Origin of the sequence: Streptomyces zinciresistens K42, from assembly GCF_000225525.1 — a bacterium.
Taxonomy (GTDB): domain Bacteria; phylum Actinomycetota; class Actinomycetes; order Streptomycetales; family Streptomycetaceae; genus Streptomyces; species Streptomyces zinciresistens.
In genome coordinates, this window is the sequence record NZ_AGBF01000058.1 from 14,052 (window position 1) to 35,185 (window position 21,134).

19 protein-coding genes and 1 pseudogene are annotated in these 21,134 nt (G+C 72.9%); 6 read left to right on the forward strand and 14 right to left on the reverse strand.

Annotated elements, in window-relative coordinates:
* Window positions 1-105: 105 nt before the first annotated feature.
* The 3 genes from SZN_RS18015 to SZN_RS18025 are packed head-to-tail and all read right to left on the reverse strand — an operon-like array spanning window position 106 to window position 2,460.
* Window positions 106-1,092, reverse strand: coding sequence for an ABC transporter permease (locus tag SZN_RS18015; protein ID WP_007497018.1), 987 nt, complete (start codon window positions 1,090-1,092; stop codon window positions 106-108).
* Window positions 1,089-2,018 carry an ABC transporter ATP-binding protein gene (locus SZN_RS18020; protein WP_043731477.1) on the reverse strand — a complete coding sequence of 310 codons (930 nt, stop codon included), beginning with the start codon at window positions 2,016-2,018 and terminating at the stop codon, window positions 1,089-1,091. Before SZN_RS18020 ends, SZN_RS18015 begins: the two co-directional genes overlap by 4 nt.
* A gap of 4 nt (window positions 2,019-2,022) precedes the next feature.
* Entirely contained in the window at window positions 2,023-2,460 is a 438-nt protein-coding gene (locus SZN_RS18025; RefSeq protein ID WP_007497022.1) for a GntR family transcriptional regulator, read from the reverse strand.
* Between the two features lie 279 nt (window positions 2,461-2,739).
* Here SZN_RS18025 and SZN_RS18030 point away from each other — a divergent pair, with 279 nt between their 5' ends.
* The 4 genes and pseudogenes from SZN_RS18030 (at window position 2,740) to SZN_RS18045 (ending at window position 5,885) form a co-directional block, all read left to right on the forward strand.
* Window positions 2,740-3,240 (forward strand): TetR/AcrR family transcriptional regulator, encoded by a 501-nt coding sequence (locus SZN_RS18030; RefSeq protein ID WP_043731461.1) that lies wholly within the window; start codon window positions 2,740-2,742, stop codon window positions 3,238-3,240.
* 13 nt (window positions 3,241-3,253) lie between these two features.
* Window positions 3,254-3,604: a hypothetical protein gene (locus tag SZN_RS18035; protein ID WP_007497026.1), complete on the forward strand. Its 351-nt coding sequence runs from the start codon at window positions 3,254-3,256 to the stop codon at window positions 3,602-3,604.
* A gap of 14 nt (window positions 3,605-3,618) precedes the next feature.
* Window positions 3,619-4,647, forward strand: a pseudogene (locus SZN_RS18040) (alpha/beta hydrolase).
* 785 nt (window positions 4,648-5,432) lie between these two features.
* Window positions 5,433-5,885 carry an ATP-binding protein gene (locus SZN_RS18045; RefSeq protein ID WP_007497029.1) on the forward strand — a complete coding sequence of 151 codons (453 nt, stop codon included), beginning with the start codon at window positions 5,433-5,435 and terminating at the stop codon, window positions 5,883-5,885.
* 75 nt (window positions 5,886-5,960) lie between these two features.
* Here SZN_RS18045 and argF read toward each other — a convergent pair whose 3' ends face one another.
* Together argF and SZN_RS18055 are read right to left on the reverse strand one after the other, a co-directional pair.
* The gene (gene argF / locus SZN_RS18050; RefSeq protein WP_007497030.1) at window positions 5,961-6,980 is read right to left on the reverse strand and encodes an ornithine carbamoyltransferase; all 1,020 of its coding nucleotides are present in this window, start codon (window positions 6,978-6,980) and stop codon (window positions 5,961-5,963) included.
* A gap of 60 nt (window positions 6,981-7,040) precedes the next feature.
* On the reverse strand, window positions 7,041-8,264 hold the full coding sequence (locus tag SZN_RS18055; protein WP_007497031.1) for an arginine deiminase: 1,224 nt from the start codon (window positions 8,262-8,264) through the stop codon (window positions 7,041-7,043).
* A gap of 121 nt (window positions 8,265-8,385) precedes the next feature.
* On the opposite strand from SZN_RS18055, the gene SZN_RS18060 reads away from it, so the two are divergent.
* Together SZN_RS18060 and SZN_RS18065 are read left to right on the forward strand one after the other, a co-directional pair.
* The gene (locus SZN_RS18060; RefSeq protein WP_007497032.1) at window positions 8,386-9,423 is read left to right on the forward strand and encodes an SPFH domain-containing protein; all 1,038 of its coding nucleotides are present in this window, start codon (window positions 8,386-8,388) and stop codon (window positions 9,421-9,423) included.
* Entirely contained in the window at window positions 9,420-10,319 is a 900-nt protein-coding gene (locus SZN_RS18065) for an NAD(+)/NADH kinase (protein WP_007497034.1), read from the forward strand. Before SZN_RS18060 ends, SZN_RS18065 begins: the two co-directional genes overlap by 4 nt.
* 340 nt (window positions 10,320-10,659) lie before the next feature.
* On the opposite strand, the gene SZN_RS18070 is transcribed toward SZN_RS18065, so the two are convergent.
* From SZN_RS18070 to SZN_RS18110, 9 genes are all read right to left on the reverse strand, one after another.
* Window positions 10,660-13,203 (reverse strand): polynucleotide kinase-phosphatase, encoded by a 2,544-nt coding sequence (locus SZN_RS18070; RefSeq protein WP_007497036.1) that lies wholly within the window; start codon window positions 13,201-13,203, stop codon window positions 10,660-10,662.
* Window positions 13,200-14,732: a 3' terminal RNA ribose 2'-O-methyltransferase Hen1 gene (locus tag SZN_RS18075; RefSeq protein ID WP_007497038.1), complete on the reverse strand. Its 1,533-nt coding sequence runs from the start codon at window positions 14,730-14,732 to the stop codon at window positions 13,200-13,202. Before SZN_RS18075 ends, SZN_RS18070 begins: the two co-directional genes overlap by 4 nt.
* Window positions 14,733-15,000: 268 nt before the next feature.
* Window positions 15,001-15,924: an LLM class F420-dependent oxidoreductase gene (locus tag SZN_RS18080; protein WP_007497040.1), complete on the reverse strand. Its 924-nt coding sequence runs from the start codon at window positions 15,922-15,924 to the stop codon at window positions 15,001-15,003.
* Window positions 15,925-16,367: 443 nt separating this feature from the next.
* The gene (locus SZN_RS18085; RefSeq protein ID WP_007497042.1) at window positions 16,368-16,838 is read right to left on the reverse strand and encodes a DUF6099 family protein; all 471 of its coding nucleotides are present in this window, start codon (window positions 16,836-16,838) and stop codon (window positions 16,368-16,370) included.
* 187 nt (window positions 16,839-17,025) lie between these two features.
* Window positions 17,026-17,352 carry a nucleotide pyrophosphohydrolase gene (locus SZN_RS18090; protein WP_007497044.1) on the reverse strand — a complete coding sequence of 109 codons (327 nt, stop codon included), beginning with the start codon at window positions 17,350-17,352 and terminating at the stop codon, window positions 17,026-17,028.
* Complete coding sequence (locus SZN_RS18095; protein WP_086021407.1) at window positions 17,349-18,590, reverse strand: AAA family ATPase; 1,242 nt, start codon at window positions 18,588-18,590, stop codon at window positions 17,349-17,351. The genes SZN_RS18090 and SZN_RS18095 overlap by 4 nt, the downstream gene beginning before the upstream one ends.
* A 115-nt stretch (window positions 18,591-18,705) precedes the next feature.
* Window positions 18,706-19,095 carry a cell division protein SepF gene (locus tag SZN_RS18100; protein ID WP_007497048.1) on the reverse strand — a complete coding sequence of 130 codons (390 nt, stop codon included), beginning with the start codon at window positions 19,093-19,095 and terminating at the stop codon, window positions 18,706-18,708.
* 272 nt (window positions 19,096-19,367) lie between these two features.
* The gene (locus SZN_RS18105) at window positions 19,368-20,120 is read right to left on the reverse strand and encodes a copper resistance CopC family protein (protein WP_007497051.1); all 753 of its coding nucleotides are present in this window, start codon (window positions 20,118-20,120) and stop codon (window positions 19,368-19,370) included.
* Complete coding sequence (locus tag SZN_RS18110) at window positions 20,099-20,806, reverse strand: superoxide dismutase family protein (RefSeq protein WP_007497053.1); 708 nt, start codon at window positions 20,804-20,806, stop codon at window positions 20,099-20,101. The genes SZN_RS18105 and SZN_RS18110 overlap by 22 nt, the downstream gene beginning before the upstream one ends.
* Window positions 20,807-21,134: the final 328 nt, after the last annotated feature.

Consider the following 21,134-nt stretch of genomic DNA (forward strand, 5'->3'; position numbering starts at 1 on the left):
CCCTATGCCTTGGCCACTCGTTGGTGCTTGTGGTGCGAGCCCACCACACGGTGACCTCTCGATACGCCCGAGCCTTCCGGGCTCCCGCACAGCCCGGGGCGGGTCTCAGGCGAGGCGCTTACGGCCCCAGAAGAAGAGGAGCACCGTGACGGCGGCCGTCAGGGCGAGCAGGATCGACGCGCTGAACCACTGCAGGCCGTTCATCTGGGAGATCGGCAGGTAGTCGACCGACCAGCCGACGACATCGGCCTTCTTCATGCACAGGTCATGCGCCTGTTCCGTCTGTGCTTCATTGCAGGTGCTCCAGCCGAGGAGTTTCCCGTCGCCGGTGATGTACGGGGGGGTCGACCAGTTCACCTGGTGCGCGCCTGGGGGCAGCGTCGGCATCACGTGTTGGAACGGGACGCCCTTGTTCGTCGTGATCGTGGCGACGCTGGCGAGCGACAGGAGGAAGTGGGCCAGGAAGTGGGACCAGGCAATCTGGACGACGACGGTGAAACCGAGGGTGACCGCCATGGCCACCAGCGTGCGGCGCAGCACCACGCCGATCGCCACTCCGCCGAAGACGGAGAAGAGGGCGAGGGCGGCGGGCACGGGTCCCGTGTTGTTGAAGGTCGCTCCGGAGGTCCACTCCGCGCTCGTGGACTCGTCGTAGAGGTTCCACCACCACCCGAACCCGACCGACAGCGCGACCGTGCTCACCACGACCACCAGCGCGGTGAGGGCCAGTTTCGTGGTCAGCCAGCGGGTCCGGCTCGCGGACTGGGTGACGACCAGCTTGGCGGTGCCGTTCTCCAGGTCGCCGGCGAACAGTGGGGCACCGAGGAAGACGCCGAGCAGGATCGGCATCAGCCGGAGTCCCGTGGACGTGGAGTCGTACCCGGCGGTATGCAGCTGGGAGCGCTGGAAGACGATGAACGCCACGGCGAGCGCGGAGGCGCCGAGGACGGTCCAGAACGCGGCCCGGTGCTGGCGCCAGACCAACCAGGTCATGCCCTTGAAGGGCTGGGGGAGCTGGGGGAGTCGGCCGGTGCCCGTCGTGCCCGGGGCCGTGGACCTGGTCGTCGTCGGGGTGCTGGTGAGAGAGCTCATGCTGCCACCGTCCGGGTGTTGTACGCCTGGTCCTGGACCTGGGCGGTGGGGGTGATCAGAGATGGTGCGTCGGGTGAGCGGAGATAGGCGAGCAGGAGTTCTTCCATGCTCGGGCTGTCCGTCTCCCAGGGACCGGTGGCCGGGCTGTCGGGGCGGATCAGGGCGGTGAACTGCCGTCCGCTGATCCGGGACTCGACGAGGGGGTGGTGCGCGAGGGAGACGGGCAGGCCCTCGCCGTCCTTGGTACCGGTGACCATGGTGTGTACGGACAGCAGCTCGTCCACGTCGCCGGCGAGGCGTACTCCGCCGCCGGAGAGGACGACGAGGTAGTCGCACACGTTCTCCAGTTCGGCCAGGACGTGGGTGGACATCAGGACGGTGGTGCCGTGCTCGGCAGCCTCGGCGAGGAGGGCGCCCATCAGTTCCTGGCGCGCGACCGGGTCGAGGTCCGACATCGGCTCGTCGAGCAGCAGCAGGTCGGGGTGCTTGCCGAGGGCGAGGGCGAGGGCGACGCGGGTGCGCTGGCCGCCGGAGAGGCTGCCGACCTTCGCGTCGAAGGGCACATTGCCCGCGCGGACGATGTCCTCGGCGGCGCGCTGGTCCCAGCCGGGGTTCAGTTCCTGCCCCAGCCGCAGGATCTCAGCCACGGTGAACCGGCGGAACAGGGGCTTGTCCTGGGCGAGGAACGAGGTGCGCCCCGAGTCCACCGAGCCCGGTGCCGCGCCGAACACGCTGAGCCTGCCCTCCGTCGGCTCCAGGACGTGGGCCATGATGCTCAGCAGCGTGGTCTTGCCCGCCCCGTTGGGACCGACCAGCCCGCAGATCCGTCCCGCCGGGAGCCGGAAGGAACAGTCCTTCAATACCCAACCCCGCCGGTAGCGCATCCCCAGGCCGTGCGCCTCAAGCGCCGACTCCCCCGCGTACATACCGTCACCCACCAGTGCTCCTCGTTGTCGTGACCGCCGTCTCCGTTCCGGCGGTGTACTGCTTCTCCATGGCCGAGGCGACCAGCGCGACCACGTCCTCCTGCTCCAGACCCGCCTCGGCCGCCCGGGACACCCACGCCACCAGCTGCCCGTACAGCGGCGAGTCGGTGCTTGCCGAGGGGCGGGCCAGGGTGCGGCGTACGAACGTGCCCTGGCCGGGCCGCGGTTCGACCAGGCCCTCACGCTCCAGCTCGCGGTACGCCTTGAGGGTGGTGTTCGGGTTGACCGCGCTGACCTCGGCGACGTCCTTGGCGGTCGGCAGCCGATCGCCCGGCACCAGTACACCCAGCCGCAGGGCCTGCTTGGTCTGCTGCACGATCTGCTGGAAGGCGGGGACTCCGCTCCGCCTGTTGATGCGGAACTCCACGATTACCACCACCATTTCACTACTCGATTAGTGGAATGATGATGGAGGGGTGTGCGAGTGCTTGTCAACAGCGATCGGAGGGGCTTCCTGGACAGGATTTCGGCCGCCGGCCGCGGCCTCCGTCACGTCGGCGTCCACTTCGGCGGGGGACGCGATCCCATCAAGCGGCTTGACGCGGCGCAGCAGTCTCGAGACTGTCCCGCAACTGCTGGAAGAGCGGACCTTGAAGAGGGTCGGCGATTGAGGAACGATCGTTCTTGACCGATCGTTCCTCAACTGTCTACTGTGATGGCCATGGGCAGGCCAAGAGCATTTGACGAGGACGAAGCGGTGCATGCCGCCGTGGGCTTGTTCGGCGGACGGGCGTATGACGGTGTGTCCGTCGACGATCTCGTCAGCCACCTCGGCGTGCACCGCAACAGCCTTTACAAGACGTTCGGCAGCAAGCGCGGCCTCTACCTGATCGCTCTGCGCCGCCACCTCACCGACGACGTCCGCCCTTTGCTCGACGCCCTCGCCGGCGCATCGGATGCCGCGGCCGCGCTACGGCTCGTCACGTCGGCCGACCTCCGCCTGCTGCTGCTTGCGACGATCGAACGCGCACCGGTCGACGCGGAGGTCGCCTCCGAGGTGAAGGCAGCGTTGGCCGCCGTCGACCAGGCGATCGCCGACGCCCTCGGCGTTCCCTCCGACCTGGCCGCCGCCCTCACCGCCGCCGCGCTGGGCATCCTCCTGCGTGGCAACCCCGACAACGCCACCACCGCGCTGGCCCGACACATCGACCCACTCCCCTGAAATGGAGACCGACATGGCACTGATACGTATCGACGGCGACGACCTCGTCGTCGTGATCGAGGGGCTCGACAAGCTCTGGTCCTTCAAGGGCAGCCTGACCATCCCGCTGGCCAACGTCCGTGGCGCGACCGCCGACCCCGGTATCGCCTCCGGCCCCAAGGGCATCCGCGCGCCGGGCACCCACGTACCCCGTGTGATCATCGCCGGCACCTTCCATCAGGATGGCGAAACCGTCTTCTGGGACGTCAGGGATCCATCGAAGGCAGTCGTGGTCGAACTCGCCGACGAGACGTACTCACGCCTCGTCCTCCAAGTCGACGACCCCCGCGCGACTGTCGCCCTGGTCGAGAACGCCCTTTCCTGACAGGAGGTAGGCCGATGTTTCGCCACTTAGCAGCGGCTTTGACGGCACTGGCCGTCGTCACCGCCACCCCGGCCGAGGCGACGCCCGGTCTCGTCCCTGCCACCGACCGCGAGGTCGCCTTCACGGCCGACGGTACGGTCGTGTAAGGCACCCTGCACGTTCCCGAGCACCGTGCAGGGCAACGGCTGCGGGCGGCACTGCTGCTGCCCGGCAGCGGACCCACCGACCGCGACGGCAACCAACCGCCCGGGTCCACACCGGACACCCTGGCACAGTTGGCCGACGCGCTCGACCGGGACGGAATCGCCACGCTGCGGTTCGACAAGTACGGCACCGGCCGCACCGGACTCGGCGCCTACCAGGACCACCCGGAAGAACTCGACTACCCAGCATTCGTCCGCCAGGCACGGGCCGCCTACGAGTCGTTGCGCGATCAACCCGAGACCGACCCGCACGAACTGCTGCTCGTCGGACACAGCGAGGGCGCGATGACGGGACTGCTGCTGGGTGGCACCGTCCGCCCGCGCCCGGCCGGCCTGGCGCTGCTGCAACCCCAGGCGATCCGCATGCTGGACCTGGTCGCGCTCCAACTCAAGGCCCAGATCGCCGAAGCGACCCGACAGGGCCAGTTCACCCCGGAGCAGCAACGCACCGTCAACGCGGCCGTCGACGCTGCCGTCGCCTCCCTGCGCGAACGCCGACCGGTCGACACCACCGACCTGCCCCCCGCGATCGCCCGGCTCTTCGAGGCGTTCCAAGGCCCCAACGCCCGGTTCGTGCTGAGCGACGACGCCGTCCACCCACCGGACACCGCTGCCGCACTCCGGCCGGGAACCAAGGTGCTGCTGACGTGCGGCACGAACGACGCCCAGGTCCCCTGCGTCACGACGAACGCCCTGACGGCCGCCCTGCGTCACGCGCATGCCGGTGGACCGGGCCGGGTGACGCTGCCGGGGGTGGACCATCTGCTGCACGACGCCGACCACCCGGACACGCTCGCGCCGCCCGTACTCGACGCCCTGCACCGGTTCGCTCGACACTGACTCCGGCCGAGGACGGCCCCGGACCTCCCTGGCCCGCAGCCGACTCCAGCACGGACATGATCCGCCGGCAGTCCGCAGGCAGAGCTGACGCCGTCATCCCCTCGGCCCGTCGCGGCACCGCCGACCCCGCCACCGCGCTCCCCACCGGCTCCACGACCGCGGACGGCGGCTCGGCCAGCACCTCGGCCACCGTCACACGGGCATCCGCAAGACGCTGAAGTGCGCGTTCCGCCCCGCCGAGGGCGGCCTGCACCCGCTCGGCCTCCTCCCGCAACCGCGCGACCTCTTCCCGGACCTTCTTCTCCCGGGCCTCCAGCAGACCGAGCACCGACGGCACCAGCCACCTCCGCAAGCGAGACGAACGGACGAACCACGCCCATCTCTCCCGCCGCCAGCCGGAGTTCATGCCCACCCAGCCCGAACCAAACGATCACGTTCGGAAAGCGGATGACGTCTCAGGCCGGCGTCCGCCGGGACACCGTTCCCGGTGCCGGGAGTTCCCGTCCGCCGGCCGGGCGACGGCACGGGACCGGAGGGCCGGCCGCGCGTCCCGGCCCGGCGACCCCGCCCCGTGGCGCGGTTTGCGGCTGTCCTGACCCGGCCCGGTCACACACGTCACGGGTCGTCCACATCCGGGTAACGGCGGGATCGGGTGCGGGAGGCGGCGCGTTCACCTGGGCAGGTCGCCCGTCAGCCGGGGCCGCGGGCTCCGAACGGCGCCCGCCGGACGCGCTCGCGGGGCGGCGCCGTACCATTCATCTGGTTGAAGGCAGGACTGCCTGCTCATGAACGGACCCGCCTTGCCCGATCACTCCCCCTCCTCCGCCTCCTGGCGCATCGCGCTGCCGCACACCGCCGCGGCAGTGCCGGTGGCCCGTGCGCTGGTCCGCACGGCCCTCGCGGAACTGGAGCACGCGGCGGACAGCGACACCGCGGAACTGCTCACGGCGGAGCTGGTCGCGAACGCCGTGGAGCACACGCGCGGCGACAGCCCGATAGAACTCGTGGTCGAGCTGCTGCCGACCGGCTGCCAGGTCGAGGTGCACGACCGCGATCCCGCGCCGCCCGGCAATCTGACCCGGCCGGTGCCCGGCGACCTGGACCCCTGGCAGGAGCACGGCCGCGGCCTGCTGCTCATCCGGACGCTCAGCTCGTCCTGCGGTCACCGCGCCACGGACTCGGGCAAGGCCGTGTGGTTCCGGCTGCACGCCGTACCGGGCCGGCGCGGGCCCTCCTGAGACGGACCGGGACGGACCGGGGCGGGCGAGGGGCGCGCGGGCGGCACCGGCGCGGGCGAGGGGCGCGCGCGGGCGTCAGACGGCGGCCCGGCCGAGCGTGGCGACCAGCACCGCCTTGATCGTGTGCATACGGTTCTCCGCCTCGTCGAAGACCACGGAGTGCTCGGACTCGAAGACCTCGTCGGTGACCTCCAGGGACCGCAGGCCGTGGCTCTCGAAGATCTCCAGCCCGACCCGGGTCCCGAGGTCGTGGAAGGCCGGCAGGCAGTGCAGGAACTTCACGTCCGGGTTGCCGGTCGCGCGCAGCACGTCCATGGTCACCGCGTAGGCGCCGAGCGCGGCGATCCGCTCGGCCCAGACCTCCTTCGGCTCGCCCATGGACACCCAGACGTCGGTGACGACGAAGTCGGCGCCGCTGACCCCGGCGGTGACGTCCTCGGTGAGCCGGATGACGGCGCCGCTGTCCTGGGCGAGCTTGCGGGCCCGGCCGACGACCTCGTCGCCGGGCCAGTACTCCCGGGGCGCCACGATCCGCACGTCCATGCCGAGCAGCGCGCCGGTGATCAGATACGAGTTGCCCATGTTGAAGCGCGCGTCGCCGAGGTAGGCGAAGGCGATCTCCTTGAGCGGCTTGTCCGTGTGCTCGGTCATGGTGAGCACGTCGGCGAGCATCTGGGTGGGGTGCCAGTCGTCGGTGAGGCCGTTGTAGACGGGGACGCCCGCGTAGGCGGCCAGCTCCTCGACCTTGGCCTGGCTGTCGCCGCGGTACTCGATCCCGTCGTACATCCGCCCCAGGACGCGCGCGGTGTCCTTCACCGACTCCTTGTGGCCGATCTGCGAGCCGGCCGGGTCGAGGTAGGTTGTGGAGGCGCCCTGGTCGGCGGCCGCGACCTCGAACGCGCAGCGGGTGCGCGTCGAGGTCTTCTCGAAGATCAGCGCGATGTTGCGGCCCCGCAGGTACTGCGTCTCCGCCCCGGCCCTCTTCGCGGCCTTCAGCTCGGCGGCCAGCTCGACGAGCCCCAGGAACTCCCGCTCGTCGAAGTCGAGCTCCTTGAGGAAGTGGCGCCCGGCGAGGGCGGTCGGGACAGTCGCCATGGGGCGCTCCAGAGGTACGTGGACCGGGGACTCTGGAAGTCTATACGACCATCGGCATTTCTATACAGGTGCCCGTTCGACCGGACAGCTCATGCAGCGCGGCCCGCCTCTGCCCCGCCCCAGTTCGCTCCCGGGGATCTCGATCACCTCCACGCCCTGCTTGCGCAGATGGGTGTTGGTCGTGGCGTTGCGCTCGTAGGCGACGACCACCCCCGGCTCGACGGCGAGCACGTTGCAGCCGTCGTCCCACTGCTCGCGCTGCGCGGAGTGCACGTCCTGCGTGGCGGTCAGCACCCGGATCTCGCTGAGGCCGAGCGCGGCGGCGATGGCGCGGTGCATGTGCTCCGGCGGATGGTCGGTGACCTTCAGCTCCTTGTCGGCGGAGCCCGGCTCGATGGTGTAGGAGCGGAGCATGCCGAGTCCGGCGTACTGCGTGAAGACGTCGCCGTCGACCATCGTCATCACGGTGTCGAGATGCATCAGGGCCCGCCGCTTGGGCATGTCCAGGGCGACGATCGTCCGGGCGGACCCGGCGGCGAACAGTTTGTGCGCGAGCATCTCCACGGCCTGCGGGGTGGTGCGCTCGCTCATGCCGATGAGGACCGCGCCGCCGCCGATCACCAGGACGTCCCCGCCCTCGATGGTGGAGGGGTAGTCGGACTGCCCCTCGGACCAGACGTGGAAGGGCTCGTCGCCGAACAGCGGGTGGTGGCGGTAGATCGCCTCGAAGTGCACGGTCTCGCGCTGCCGGGCGGGCCAGCGCATGGCGTTGACGCTGACGCCGTCGTAGATCCAGGCGGAGGTGTCGCGGGTGAACAGGTGGTTGGGCAGGGGGGCCAGCAGGAAGTCGTCCAGTTCCATCACGTGGAAGCGCACCGAGATCGGCTCGGGGTGCGCCTCCAGGAACTCCCGCTTGGTCATGCCTCCGACGAGCGCCTCGGCCAGCGCGGGCGCCGGCAGGCTCTCGAAGGCCGCACGGAGGTGGTCGGTGGCGAGCACCCCGTACTCCTTCTCGTCGAAGACCCGGTCCAGGACGAGTCGCCGGGCCGCCGGGATCTCCAGGGCCTCGGTGAGCAGGTCGCCGAACAGGTGGACGGTCACGCCGCGGTCGCGCAGCACGTCGGCGAACCCGTCGTGCTCGGCGCGCGCCCGGCGCACCCAGAGCACGTCGTCGAAGAGCAGCGCGTCCTTGTTCCCCGGGGTGAGCCTTTTGAGCTCGAGATCCGGCCGGTGCAGGATGACGCGGCGCAGGCGCCCGGCCTCGGAGTCGACATGGAATCCCATGACTCCATCCTGACCACCGGAACGCGCGTTCACCCCCTCCTCGCCACCCTCTTCTTCTCGTCCTCTTGACGACAACGAGGCGTTCCGCTTATCGTCCTCATGACGAAAAAAAGGGGGTTCCATGGCCGACATCACCCGGCGCCTGGGCTGGCGCCATCTGCGCGGCGCGCCGACGGCGCACATCCGCCACCACCGCGGCGGGAAGCTGCTGCACGACGGCCCCGGCCTCAGCTTCTGGTTCCGGGCGCTGACCGCGGCGCTGTCCGAGGTCCCGGTCGACGACCGGGAGCTGGCGATGACCTTCCACGCGCGCACCTCCGACTTCCAGGACGTCGCCGTGCAGGCCACGGTCACCTACCGGATCAGCGACCCGGCCGTCGCCGCCGCCCGGCTCGACTTCTCGATCGACCCGGACACCGGCGCCTGGCGCGGCTCCCCGCTGGAGCAGCTGGGGACGCTCCTGACCGAGACGGCCCAGCAGCACGCCCTGGACATCCTGGCCCGTACGCTGCTGTCCACGGCCCTGGTCGACGGCGTCACGGCGGTACGGGAGCGGATCGCGGCCGGGCTGGCCGGCGAGCCCCGGCTGCCGGCGACCGGCATCGAGATCGTCGCCGTACGGGTCGTGGCCCTGCGCCCGGCGCCCGAGGTGGAGCGGGCCCTGCGCACCCCGGCCCGCGAGCAGATCCAGCAGGAGGCGGACCGGGCGACGTACGAGCGGCGGGCCGTGGCGGTGGAGCGGGAACGCGCGATCGCCGAGAACGAACTGGCGAGCAAGATCGAACTCGCCCGCCGCGAGGAGCAGTTGGTCGAGCAGCGCGGTACGAACGCCCGGCGCGAGGCCGAGGAGGGCGCCGCGGCCGACGCGGTGCGCGCCGAGGCCGAGGCGGCCCGCACGGTACGGCTCGCGGAGGCGGAGGCCACCCGGTCCGTCCGGCTGGCCCACGCGGAGGCCGAGGGCGCGCGCGAGGTCGGCGAGGCACGGGCGCAGGCCCAGGCGGCCTGGCTGCGGGTGCACGCGGAGGTGGACGTGGCGACCCTGAACGCCCTGACGGGCACGCGGCTCGCGGAGAACCTGCCGCGCATCGACAGCGTGACCCTGTCGCCGGACGTGCTGACGGGGCTGCTCTCCCGGCTCGGCGGGCGGGAGCAGGCGTGAGCCTCGCCCCGCGGGTCGTCCTCGTCCACCGCACCACGGAGTACGAGGAGTTGGTGGCCCGGCACGGCACGCACGGCCAGGCCGCCTTCTTCCTCTCCTCGCGCGGGCGGGACATCGAGGAGGTCGCCGACCGGCACCGCCGGACGCGGCGCGCGCTCGCGGAGGTGACCTCGGCGATCCCGCTGACGTGGCGTCAGGCCCAGGTGGAGCGGCACGATCTGGACCGGTTCCTGTTCGGGCCGGAGGACGTGGTGGCCGTGGTCGGGCAGGACGGCCTGGTGGCGAACGTGGCCAAGTACCTCGCGGGGCAGCCGGTGCTGGGCATCGACGCCGACCCGGGCCGCAACCCCGGTGTCCTGGTGCGCCACCGGCCCTCCGACGCCCCGGAGTTGTTCGCCGCCGCGCAGTCCGGCGGCGGGCGGGCCGACGAACTCACCATGGTCGAGGCGGTCACGGACGACACGCAGCGCCTCGTGGCGCTCAACGAGATCTACCTGGGCGCCGCCGGACACCAGACGGCCCGCTACCGCCTGGGCCTGGAGGACGACGGGGGTGTCGTCGAGGCCCAGGCTTCGTCCGGGGTGATCATCGGCACGGGGACGGGCGCGACGGGCTGGCTGCGCTCCGTCTGGCAGGAGCGGGGAGGGCGGCTGCGGCTGCCCTCCCCCACCGAGGAGCGCCTGCTGTGGTTCGTCAGGGAAGCCTGGCCGTCCCCGGCGACCGGCACGTCACAGGTGGCCGGTGAACTCGCCACCGGGCTCCGGCTGCGGCTCACCGTCGAGTCCGAGCGGCTGGTCGCGTTCGGGGACGGCATGGAGACGGACGCGCTCGAACTGACCTGGGGCCAGACGATCCGCATCGGCCTCTGCCGGGACCGCCTGCGCCTGCTCACCTGATCCCTCGGCCGGGGCCGTGCCGGGGGCACCGGGCGCGAGGGCGGCCGTCCGGCGGTTCGGCGCGCGGACGGGCCACCGCCGGCAGGCGGCCCTCGTCCGTCGCCCGTCGCCCGTCGCACACGGTCGCGGATCGGGCGCGGGGACCCCGAACGGCGGCACCCGAACCGCGGCACCCGGGGCCGCGGCACCCCGACCCGCGGCACCCGGGCCGCAGGCGCCGGCAGGCCATGGCCTTTGCCCGTGACCCGGCCGGGTGGCGGGACGGGTGGCCGGGCCCGGGTGGCCTGGCCGGGTGGCCGGAGCGGCCGGGCCCAGTCGCGGGTCCGGGCCCGGCACGCCGTCACAGTCTCGGGTCCACCGGCTCCGATTCCAGGGCCAGTACGCCGAACACCGCCTCGTGGACGCGCCAGAGCGGCTCGCCCTCCGCCAGCCGGTCCAGGGCCTCCAGACCGAGCGCGTACTCGCGCAGCGCCAGCGAGCGCTTGTGGTTGAGGAACCGCTTGCGCAGCCGGTCGAGGTTGTCGGGGCGGGTGTACTCGGGACCGTAGATGATCCGCAGGTACTCGCGGCCCCGGCACTTGACGCCCGGCTGCACCAGCCGGCCCTGCGGACCGCGCACCACCGCGCCGAGCGGCTTGACGACCATGCCCTCGCCGCCGCGGCCGGTCATCTCCAGCCACCAGTCGACGCCCGCGCGCACCGACTCCGGGTCGCCGGTGTCGACGTACAACCGCCGGGTGGTGCGCAGCAGTCCGCTGCCGTCGTGCTCCACCAGCCGGTCCAGCAGCGCGAGTTGCCGGTCGTGCGGCAGCGCGGCGAGGCTGCGTCCCTGGACCGCGAGGAGCTGGAACGGGGCGAGGCGCACCCCGTCCAGGCCGTCCGTGGTCCAGCAGTAGCGGCGGTACGCGTCGGTGAACGCGGCGGCGTCCGCTGCCCGTTCACGCTGGCGTGCCAGCAGGTCCGCCACGTCCACGCCCCGCGCGGCGGCGCCCTCCAGCGCGGCGAGCGCGCTCGGGAAGACCGCGCCCGAGGCGGCGCCGACCGCCGCGTACTGCGCGCGCAGCAGGCCGGACGCCTTCAGCGACCACGGCAGCAGTTCGGCGTCGAGGAGCAGCCAGTCCGTCTCCAGCTCGTCCCAGAGACCGGCCTCGTCGGCCGCTGCCCGGACCCGGTCCAGGACCGCCTCCGTCACCGCCGCGTCGGCGAAGAAGGGGCGGCCGGTGCGGGTGCAGAGCGAGCCGGCCGGACCGTCCGCGACCCCGAACCGCCTGAGCGCGGTGTCGGCGTCCCGGCAGACCAGCGCCACGGCACGCGAACCCATGTGCTTCTCCTCGCACACGACCCGCCCGACGCCGTCCCGCGCGTACTGCGCGAACGCCTCCTCGGGGTGTTCCAGGTAGCCGTCGACCGCGCTGGTCGCGGTCGGGGCCATGGTCGGCGGGAGGTACGGCAGCAGACGGGGGTCGACCGCGAAGCGGCTCATGACCTCCAGGGCCGCCGCCGCGTTCTCCTCGCGGATCGCGACGCGTCCCAGGTACCGGGTCTCCACGGCCCGGCGTCCGTGCACGTCCGCCAGGTCCAGCGGACGGCCGTCGTGCCCGCCGGGTGCCTCGCTCCGCAGCGGCCTCGCCGGCTCGTACCAGACCTTCCGGGCCGGTACGTCGACGAGTTCGCGCTCCGGCCAGCGCAGCGCCGTGAGCTTGCCGCCGAACACGGCACCGGTGTCCAGGCAGATGGTGTTGTTCAGCCAGGTCGCCTCCGGCACCGGGGTGTGGCCGTAGACGACGGCAGCCCGGCCCCGGTAGTCCTCGGCCCACGGGTAGCGCACCGGCAGCCCGAACTCGTCGGTCTCCCCGGTGGTGTCGCCGTACAGCGCGTGCGAGCGCACCCGCCCCGAGGTGCGGCCGTGGTACTTCTCCGGCAGTCCGGCGTGGCAGACGACCAGCCGGCCGCCGTCCAGGACGTAGTGGCTGACGAGCCCGTCGATGAACTGCCGCACCTCCTCCCGGAATTCCCCGCTCTCGTCCGCCATCTGCGCGATGGTCTCGGCGAGTCCGTGGGTGGGCTGGACCTTGCGGCCCTTGAGGTGGCGGCCGTACTTGTTCTCGTGGTTGCCGGGCACGCACAGCGCGTTGCCCGACCTGACCATCGACATCACACGGCGCAGGACGCCCGGACTGTCCGGTCCGCGGTCGACGAGGTCGCCGACGAACACGGCGGTACGGCCGTCCGGGTGCACGCCGTCGGCGTAGCCCAGCGCGCCCAGCAGCGACTCCAGTTCCGCGGAGCAGCCGTGGACGTCGCCGACGATGTCGAAGGGGCCGGTGAGGTGGCTCAGGTCGTTGAAGCGCTTCTCGGTGACGACGGTGGCGTTCTCCACGTCCGCGGCGCCGCGCAGGACGTGCACCTTGCGGAAGCCCTCGCGCTCCAGACCCCGCAGCGAGCGGCGCAGTTCGCGGACGTGCCGCTGGACCACCCGGCGCGGGAGGTCGGCCCGGTCGGCGCGCGCGGCGTTGCGTTCGGCGCACACCTCCTCGGGGACGTCGAGCACGATCGCGATCGGCAGCACGTCGTACCGCTTGGCCAGTTCGATCAGCTGCCGCCGGGAGTCCTGCTGGACGCTGGTGGCGTCGACGACCGTGCGGCGGCCCGCGGCGAGGCGCTTGCCCGCGATGTAGTACAGGACGTCGAAGGCGTCCCGGGTGGCGCCCTGGTCGTTCTCGTCGTCGGAGACCAGGCCGCGGCAGAAGTCGGAGGAGATCACCTCGGTGGGCTTGAAGTGCCGCCGGGCGAAGGTGGACTTGCCGGAGCCGGAGGCGCCGACGAGGACCACGAGCGAGAGGTCGGTGACGGGCAGCACCCGTGTGCGCTCGGTCTCGTTCATGCCGCCTTCCCCTCCTCTTCGTCTCCGGCGGTGCCGTTTTCCTTTCCGGCGGCGCCGCTCGTCTTTCCGGCGGTGCCGTTCGCGGGGTCCGCGCCCAGGGAGAACACGGCCATCTGGGTCGGTGGCCCGACCTCGGGATCGTCGGGGCCGACGGGGGCGAACTCCACGTCGTAGCCGTGCCGTTCGGCGACACCCGCGGCCCAGGCGCGGAACTCCTCGCGGGTCCACTCGAAGCGGTGGTCGCTGTGCCGGACGTGTCCGGCGGGCAGGCTCTCCCAGCGGACGTTGTACTCGACGTTCGGGGTGGTCACGAGCACGGTCCTGGGCCGGGCCGCGCCGAACACCGCGTATTCCAGGGCGGGCAGCCGGGGCGGGTCGAGGTGTTCGACCACCTCGCTGAGCACGGCGGCGTCGTAGCCCTTGAGCCGGGCGTCGGTGTAGGCGAGCGAGCCCTGGAGGAGCGTCACGCGCGCGGCCTGCCGCTCCCCCATCCGGTCCAGCTTGAGCCGCCGTCCCGCGATGGTCAGCGCCCGCATCGACACGTCGACGCCCACGATGTCGGTGAACGAGGGGTCCTTCAGCAGCGCCTGCACCAACTGGCCCTGCCCACAGCCCAGATCGAGCACACGGGCGGCGCCGGACGCCTTCAGCACGGCGAGGAGGGCATCCCTGCGCAGCACGGCGAGCGGGGTCGGCCTCTCCTCCGTCTCGCCCTCCGCGGCGACGGCGTTGTCGATCTCCTCGACGGCGCTGTCGTCGGACTCGGCGAGCCGGATCAGTTCCAGGCGCTCCATCGCCTCCCGGGTCAGGGACCAGCGCCGCGAGAGGTAGCGGCTGGTGATCAGCTTCTGCTCGGGATGGTCGGGCAGCCAGCCCTCGCCGGCCCGCAGCAGCTTGTCGACCTCGTCGGAGGCGACCCAGTAGTGCTTGGCGTCGTCGAGGACCGGGAGCAGGACGTAGAGATGGCGCAGCGCGGCGGCCAGGGTCAGCGCGTGCGACTCCAGGACGAGCCGGACGTAGCGGGAGTCGCCCCAGGCGGGGAACTCCGGGTCCAGCGGCACGGGTTCGGCGGTGACCGCCCAGCCGAGCGGTTCGAAGAGGCGCCGTACGAGGGCGGGCCCGCCGCGCGCGGGGAGCGCGGGCACCTCGATGCGCAGCGGCAGCGGCTCGGCGGCGCGCTCCGGACGGGCGGCGCACACGCCGCGCATCGCGCTGGAGAACACCGCGCTCAGGGCGACGGCCAGCAGCGAGGAGGCCGCGTACGGGCGGTCGTTGACGTACTGGGCGAGGGCCGCGTCGGGTGCGCCGCCCCGGCCCTTGCCCTTGCCGCGCCTGACCAGCGCCACCGCGTCCACCTCCAACAGCAGTGCGGCCGTGCAGCGTTCGCCGTCCGCCTGCGGGTACAGCACATGCGCCCTGCCGTAGGAGGTGGAGAACGCCTGCGCTTTCCCGGGCTGCTTGTGCAGCAGGAAGCCGAGGTCGGTGGCCGGACGGTCCGGAGTGCCGGTGGTCGTGAGGGTCAGGAACACGGTGGTGTCCTAGGAGTAGGGGTCTGAACTGCGAATACGCACACCGTATCGAGCGGGCGGGGGCGGCACTCGGCATTTTTCCGCCGGTCCCGATCACCCCACGACGGCGTCCCTGACCGCTGAGCCGCCCTCCGCGGCCGCCCTCACCGCCCTCACCGCCATGGCCGCGCAGCGGCGGGGCCAGGCCCCTCTCTTTACGCGGGGGCGGCCCGCGGGCCGTGGCGGCGCCACCCGCCGCCACGGTGTGGCACGCCCCGGCCGGACCGTCTCACGTCAGCTGCGGCTGGACCCGGCTGGAGATCAGCTCCAGGTGGTCGAGGTCGGACAGGTCGAGCATCTGGAGGTAGACGCGCTGCGAACCGGCCTCCTGGTAGCGGCCGATCTTCTCGACGACCTCGTCCGGGGAGCCCGCCAGGCCGTTGAGCTTGAGTTCGTCGACCTCGCGGCCGATGGCGGCGGCCCGGCGGGCGACCTCCTGGTCGTCCTTGCCGACGCACACGACGAGGGCGTTGGAGTAGACGAGGTCCTCGGGCCGCCGGCCGGCCTCCCGCACCGCGTCGCGCACCCGGCCGAACTGCCGCTCGCTGTCCTCGACGGAGGCGAAGGGCATGTTGAACTCGTCGGCGTAGGTGCCGGCCAGCCGGGGGGTGCGGGTGGCGCCGTGGCCGCCGATGAGGACGGGGATACGGTCCTGGGCGGGCTTGGGCAGGGCGGGTGAGTCGTTGAGGGTGTAGTACTCGCCCCGGAAGTCGAAGGTCTCGCCCGTCCTGGCCGACCACAGGCCCGTGACGATGGCGAGCTGCTCCTCCAGACGCCCGAACTTCTCCTTCGGGAACGGGATGCCGTACGCCTTGTGCTCCTCCTCGAACCAGCCCGCGCCCAGGCCGAGTTCGACCCGGCCGCCGGACATCTGGTCGACCTGGGCGACCTGGACGGCGAGGACGCCGGGCAGTCGGAAGGTTGCTGCGGTCATCAGGGTGCCGAGCCGGATGCGCTTGGTCTCACGGGCCAGACCGGCGAGCGTGATCCACGCGTCGGTGGGGCCGGGCAGACCGTCCGCGGAGCCCATCCTCAGGTAGTGATCCGAGCGGAAGAAGGCGTCGAAGCCGAGGGCTTCGGTGGCCTTCGCCACGGTCAGCAATGTGTCGTAGGTGGCGCCCTGCTGGGGTTCGGTGAAGATGCGAAGATCCATACCCCCCATCCTGCCCGCCGCCGGACCGGGAACCCGACAGCGGGCGGCGCCGCCACGCCCGGTGGCTTCGTGCCTGGTCACGACCAGGGGTGATGCCTCCGGTGCGGGCCGAGGGGCGGCCCGCCGCCGGCCGGGAGGCACGCTCGCGCGCCCCCACACGTGACAAGGCCCGTCCGCATGTCGCGGACGGGCCTTGTGCCGGAGCGCTGGGCAGGCCTTGCACCTGCATTTCCCCGCAGGAAGCGGGGCGTCTTTCCTTGGACGACCAACGCAGTGCCGGTTTTTCCCATTCGGGCGACCGGCTCGTGATCAATAGTAGCGCATCCGGGGGGCAGCTGTTCGACCCCTTCGGCACTCGCCCCCGGGGCGGGTGAAAAGCGCCCCGCAAGGCGCCCGCTCCGGAGGCGGCCGGCCCTTCCCGGCCGTCAGCCGCTTCCCGGCCCTCAGCCCGCCTCCCGCCGGGCCAGGACCTGGTCCCGGTCCGTCAGCCGGCGCAGCATCTCCACCACCCGGTCCCGTGACTCGTCCGCCGCGTCGATGGCCTCCATGCACTGCCAGTACGTCGCCTCGTCGTCCGCGGCGCTGGCCACGCCCACGAGCGCGATCCCCACCTCGCCCAGCAGGGTGGCGAGGTGCATCAGCGCCTGCCGGGCGTCACCCAACTCCGTGAGCTGGGCCGCGCGCAATTCGCCGTCCGCCAGGTCCGGCGCCTCCACCACCCCGCAGCCGCGGCCGGCCAGCTCGGTCAGCCCCAGCGCCTCGCCCCGGAGTTCGGGTGGACCGAAGACCGCGAAGCGGCTTCCTATCGCCTGCGCCAGGGCCTGCGCCTGCCAGACCTCGGTCATGATCTCCGGCGCACGCCCGCTTCCCGCCAGCGCACGCCTGCTTTTCACGATGAGCCGCACCGCGTCCATCCGCAGTCCCCGTCTGTCCCGGTCCGTCCCGGCGCGCTGCCCACGCACCGCCCTGAACCCCCTTGTTCACTACCCAGAGTGAAGGGCTCTGAGACGAAAAGCCAGAGGAAAACGGAAATCTGCGGATAACCTTTCAGCTTCAACCAGCCTGTTGGACACGGAGAGTTAAACTGGAACTGACTGCTCACTACGGCGCGGGGAACCTCCGCCCATTGCGGTCGATCTTCGCGTCCAGCGCCGCGAGCACATCGATCCCGAGCACCTCGCACAACTGGAGCAGATACGCCAGTACGTCCGCGACCTCGTCCCTCACCCGCGCCGCGCTGGCGGGGTCGTCCATCACGCGCTCCGACTCCTGCGGAGTCAACCACTGGAAGATCTCGACCAGTTCGGACGCCTCCACGCTGAGCGCGGCGGCCAGGTTCTTGGGGGTGTGGTAGGGCTGCCAGTCGCGGGCGGCGGCGAACTCGGCCAGCCTGCGCTGGAGTCCCGCCACATCAAGGGGTTCCGTCACGGCCCCAGGTGTACCACCGTCACGCCGTCCACCCCCGCCACCGCCGCCGGGTCGCTCACGGCTCCGGCCACCCGGATGTGCCCCCGTGCGCACATCCGGGCCGCCAGCCCGACCAGTTCCGCGCGCTGGGCCGGGTCCAGCCCCCGGTCCAGGCCGTCGCAGAGCACGGTCAGGGTCTGCAGTGCCGCGGGCACCTCGCCCGCCGGGTCGACCTCCAGCACCCCGGGCCCGGTGAGCAGCACCAGAGCAAGCGCCAGATGCCGCAGCTCGCCGTCGCCGAGCCGGCCGAGCGGGGTGCGCAGACCGTCGCCCCGGTCGAGCACCCCGCGTACCGTGCCGTCGCCCAGCACCTCGGCCGCCACGTCCTCGACGGCCCCGGCGCAGCCGGCGCGCGCCGCCGCCACGAACAGCGCGTGCCGCCGGGCGCATTCGGCCCGCGTCCGCCACAGCACGGCGGCGAGGTTGGCGCAGCTCGCGAGGAGGCGGCCGGCACCGACCGGGACCGCGTCCCGCATCCGGTCGGGCCGCGGGTCGCAGGGGAAGACCGACCGCAGGGCCACCACCGCCTGCTCCGCGGCGGCGAGCACCTTGCGCTGTCCGTGGGTCCGGCCGGCCACGCGCAGCGGCAGCAGCGCGGTGCCGAGCCGGTCGTCGGGCAGCGGGGCCCGGGTGACCGTCGACTCCCCCGCCGTGTGCCAGGCGGCGTGCACCCGGCGCCGGCCCGGATCGCGCAGGGCCGTCTCCAGCAGGACCACGCCGCCCGCGCTCAACCGCTCGCCCACGACGCGGAGTTCGGGCTCTGCCTGCACGGCGAGGTCGAGCCGGACCGGGCCCTCGGGGCCGTCCGCGGTGCAGCCGATCCTGAACCCGCGCCGCCGCTGGGCGTCGGGCCGGGCGCGCTCCGGGACACAGGCCCCCGGATCGGGGAACGCCTCGCCGAGGTCCGCGCCGCCGCCCAGCCGGGCCAGCGCCTCGTACGCCCGCAGCGCGCTGGTCTTGCCGCTGCCGCTCGGTCCGGCGAGGAGCGTGAGCGGGCCCAGCGGGAGCGCGGCCCGGCGGTGCCCGGCGAACGCGGACAGCCGCAGTTCGGTGACGCGGGGACGCCCGCGAGCGCCGGGATCGACGGCCTCGGCGGGCTCACCCGGGGCGGCCGGGGCCGGTGGCGCGGGGACCGGCCGCACGGTCCGGCGCTCCTGGAACGGCACGGACACGGCGGCAGCGGCAGGGGGCACGTCCATGCTCGGGACCGTAGGGCCCCCGTCACCAGGCGAACCGTTCCGTCCCGGGGCGCTTCCTACGATCGGGCGACGGGCCCGGCGCACACCGGTCCAGGGCCCCGCCGTACGTCCGCTCTCAGGCCCCCGGAACCGCGGCGCCCTCCATCAGGCCGCTCACCTCGGTCCCGGGCGGGGTCAGCAGGAACACGTTCCGGTCGACGCGGTGCATCCCGCTGCCGAGGCCGAAGACGACTCCGGTGCTGAAGTCCAGCACGCGCTTGGCGACCTCGCCCTCCGCGCCGGTGAGGTCGAGGAGCACCGGGATGCCCGCCATCAGGGTCTCGGCCACCTCGCGGGCGTCCCCGAACACGTTGACCCGCAGGACGACGAACCGGCGGCGCGGTTCCGTGGCCGCCTCCGGGACCGCGCGATGGCCGACTGCCGAAGGCCAGGCGTCGCGCCCGCGCAGCGGCACGACCTGGGCAAGTCCCTCCCACTGTTCATCGGTGACGTCGTGGCTGTTCACCGGCTCCCCCCGCCTTGACTCGCCTTCAATGCCTGCACCAGCCAATTCTTACGCCAAGTCACCCGTTCGGCCCAACAGCGACACGGATCGCGACCGTATCGCACGGGTGCGGCATCCCTCACATCGCGCCCAGAACGGCAGCGAAGCGGGTGCCGCGGGGGGCGATCCGGTATAAGGGAACGGGGCGGGCGGCGGCGCGGCCGGTGCCGGTGCCGTGGGGAGACGGCACCGGCGCGGCGGGCGGCGCGTCCACGGCCCCGCCCGCGCCCGCCCTACGCGGTGGTGTCCTCCGTCCTCTGCTCCGCGACCGCGTCCGCGTCCGCGTCGGGGGACGCGTCGGGGGACGCGTCGGGGGACGCGTCGGGGGACGCGTCCGTGTCCGGGGCCCGGTTCTCGGACGGGGCCCGGTTCTCGGCCGGGGCCGTCGCGGCCGACCGGCGCTTTCGGAGCACGGCCAGGGCGGCTCCTCCCGCGGCCGCCGCGACGAGTGCCGCCAGGCCGGTCAGGGCGACGGGGCGGTCCAGGCCGAGGAGCCGGCCGTCCGCCGACGTGCCCGCGGACTCGCCCGCTCCCTCTCGGGGCTCGGCGGGCCGCGGGGCCGCGAGGTTCAGGTTCTTGCAGGCCGCGGGCACGGTGGCGGCCTCGGCGCCCTCGACCACCTCGAACTGGAAGGCGCTGGACTGCTCGTCACCGTCGGCCGAAGTCACCGTGTAGGAAAGGGTGTTGATGCCCGTGGGCATCGCGGCGACCGCGGCGCAGACGACGGAGCCTCCGGCCAGGACGGGGGTGCCGACGGGCACCGGGGTGCCGTCGGGCCCGACCAGGCCGACCTTCGCCGTGGTACCGGCCTTCAACGGGGCGTAGGCCAGCCCGATGACGTCGACACCGGGGGCGACGCTGTCGCCGGGCCCCGGGCTGCCGTCCTTCAGCGCGGAGTGGGCGTACGCGGGCGTGCCGCCGAGGAGCAGCACGCCCAGGCAGGCGGGCAGGACGGCGCGCGCGCTCAGAAGTCGAAGTCGGCGCATGCGATGCGGTTGTCCATCGTGGCGGACGGGTGGACGACGATCGCGACCGCGCCCTTCCCGGTCCTGCGGTCGTTGTTCACGGTCATCATGCCCATGCCCATCTTGTCGGCCTTGAACATCAGGTGGACCTCGTTCGGGGGCACGGTCGGCCCGCCCTTGACGAACTGGAAGTGGTCTCCGCCGCCCTTGGTGGCGCAGGACTGGGCGTGCAGGTGCGACATGTACTGGTCGCCCGGCCGCAGACCGGTCAGGGACAGCGTCACCGTGGTGCCCTTGGCGCTCTGGGCGAGCCAGGCGGTGCCCTTGACGTCGTCCATGCCCGGCGGCCGGGTGTCGAGCAGTTGGAAGGAGCCCTGCACGAGGTCGGCACCGGGGACCTTGTTCGCCGGGGTGGCGTTCGGGTCGCCCATCTGCATGCCGGCCATGTCGTTCATGCCCGAGGAGGACGTGGAAGTGGAAGAGGAGGAAGAGGTGGAGGGGGGGAGGGACTTGTCGCCGGAGGAGCCGGCGCCGCAGCCGGACAGCAGCAGGAGCGCGGTCGCGGTGAGCGCGGCGCAGCAGGCGGTGAGGGCGGTGCGGGGCCGGGCCGGGGTCTCGCGGCCGCTCCGCGGGAAGGCCGTGGGCCGGGTGGCCGGGGCGGCGTCGCGCGGGGACGCGCAGCCGGTGGTGGGGTCGTGCGGGGACATGGAACTCCCGATCAGTGGAGGGCCGTTGCGCCGCGCGGCCGCAGGGCGGACGGCGGGGACGGGCCCGGGGCCGAAGAGAACGGGCCGGCGTCGCGGGGGACGCGCGTGCCGCCACCTGTCCGCGGCCGTGGCTCCCGCGGGAAGCGGGGGCGGCCTCAGAGCCGTACGCCGCCCGCAGGCGCGGAGGAGGACAGGGCAGACAGGTGACTCGGTGCCGTCCTCGGCCGCGGCGGTCCCCGGCGGACCAGGCTGTGCCGCAGGGCCCAGGCGACGGCGGCCGGACGGCTTCCCGCGTCCCCGGCCCGGGTCCGGCCCGGCCGCGGCCCGG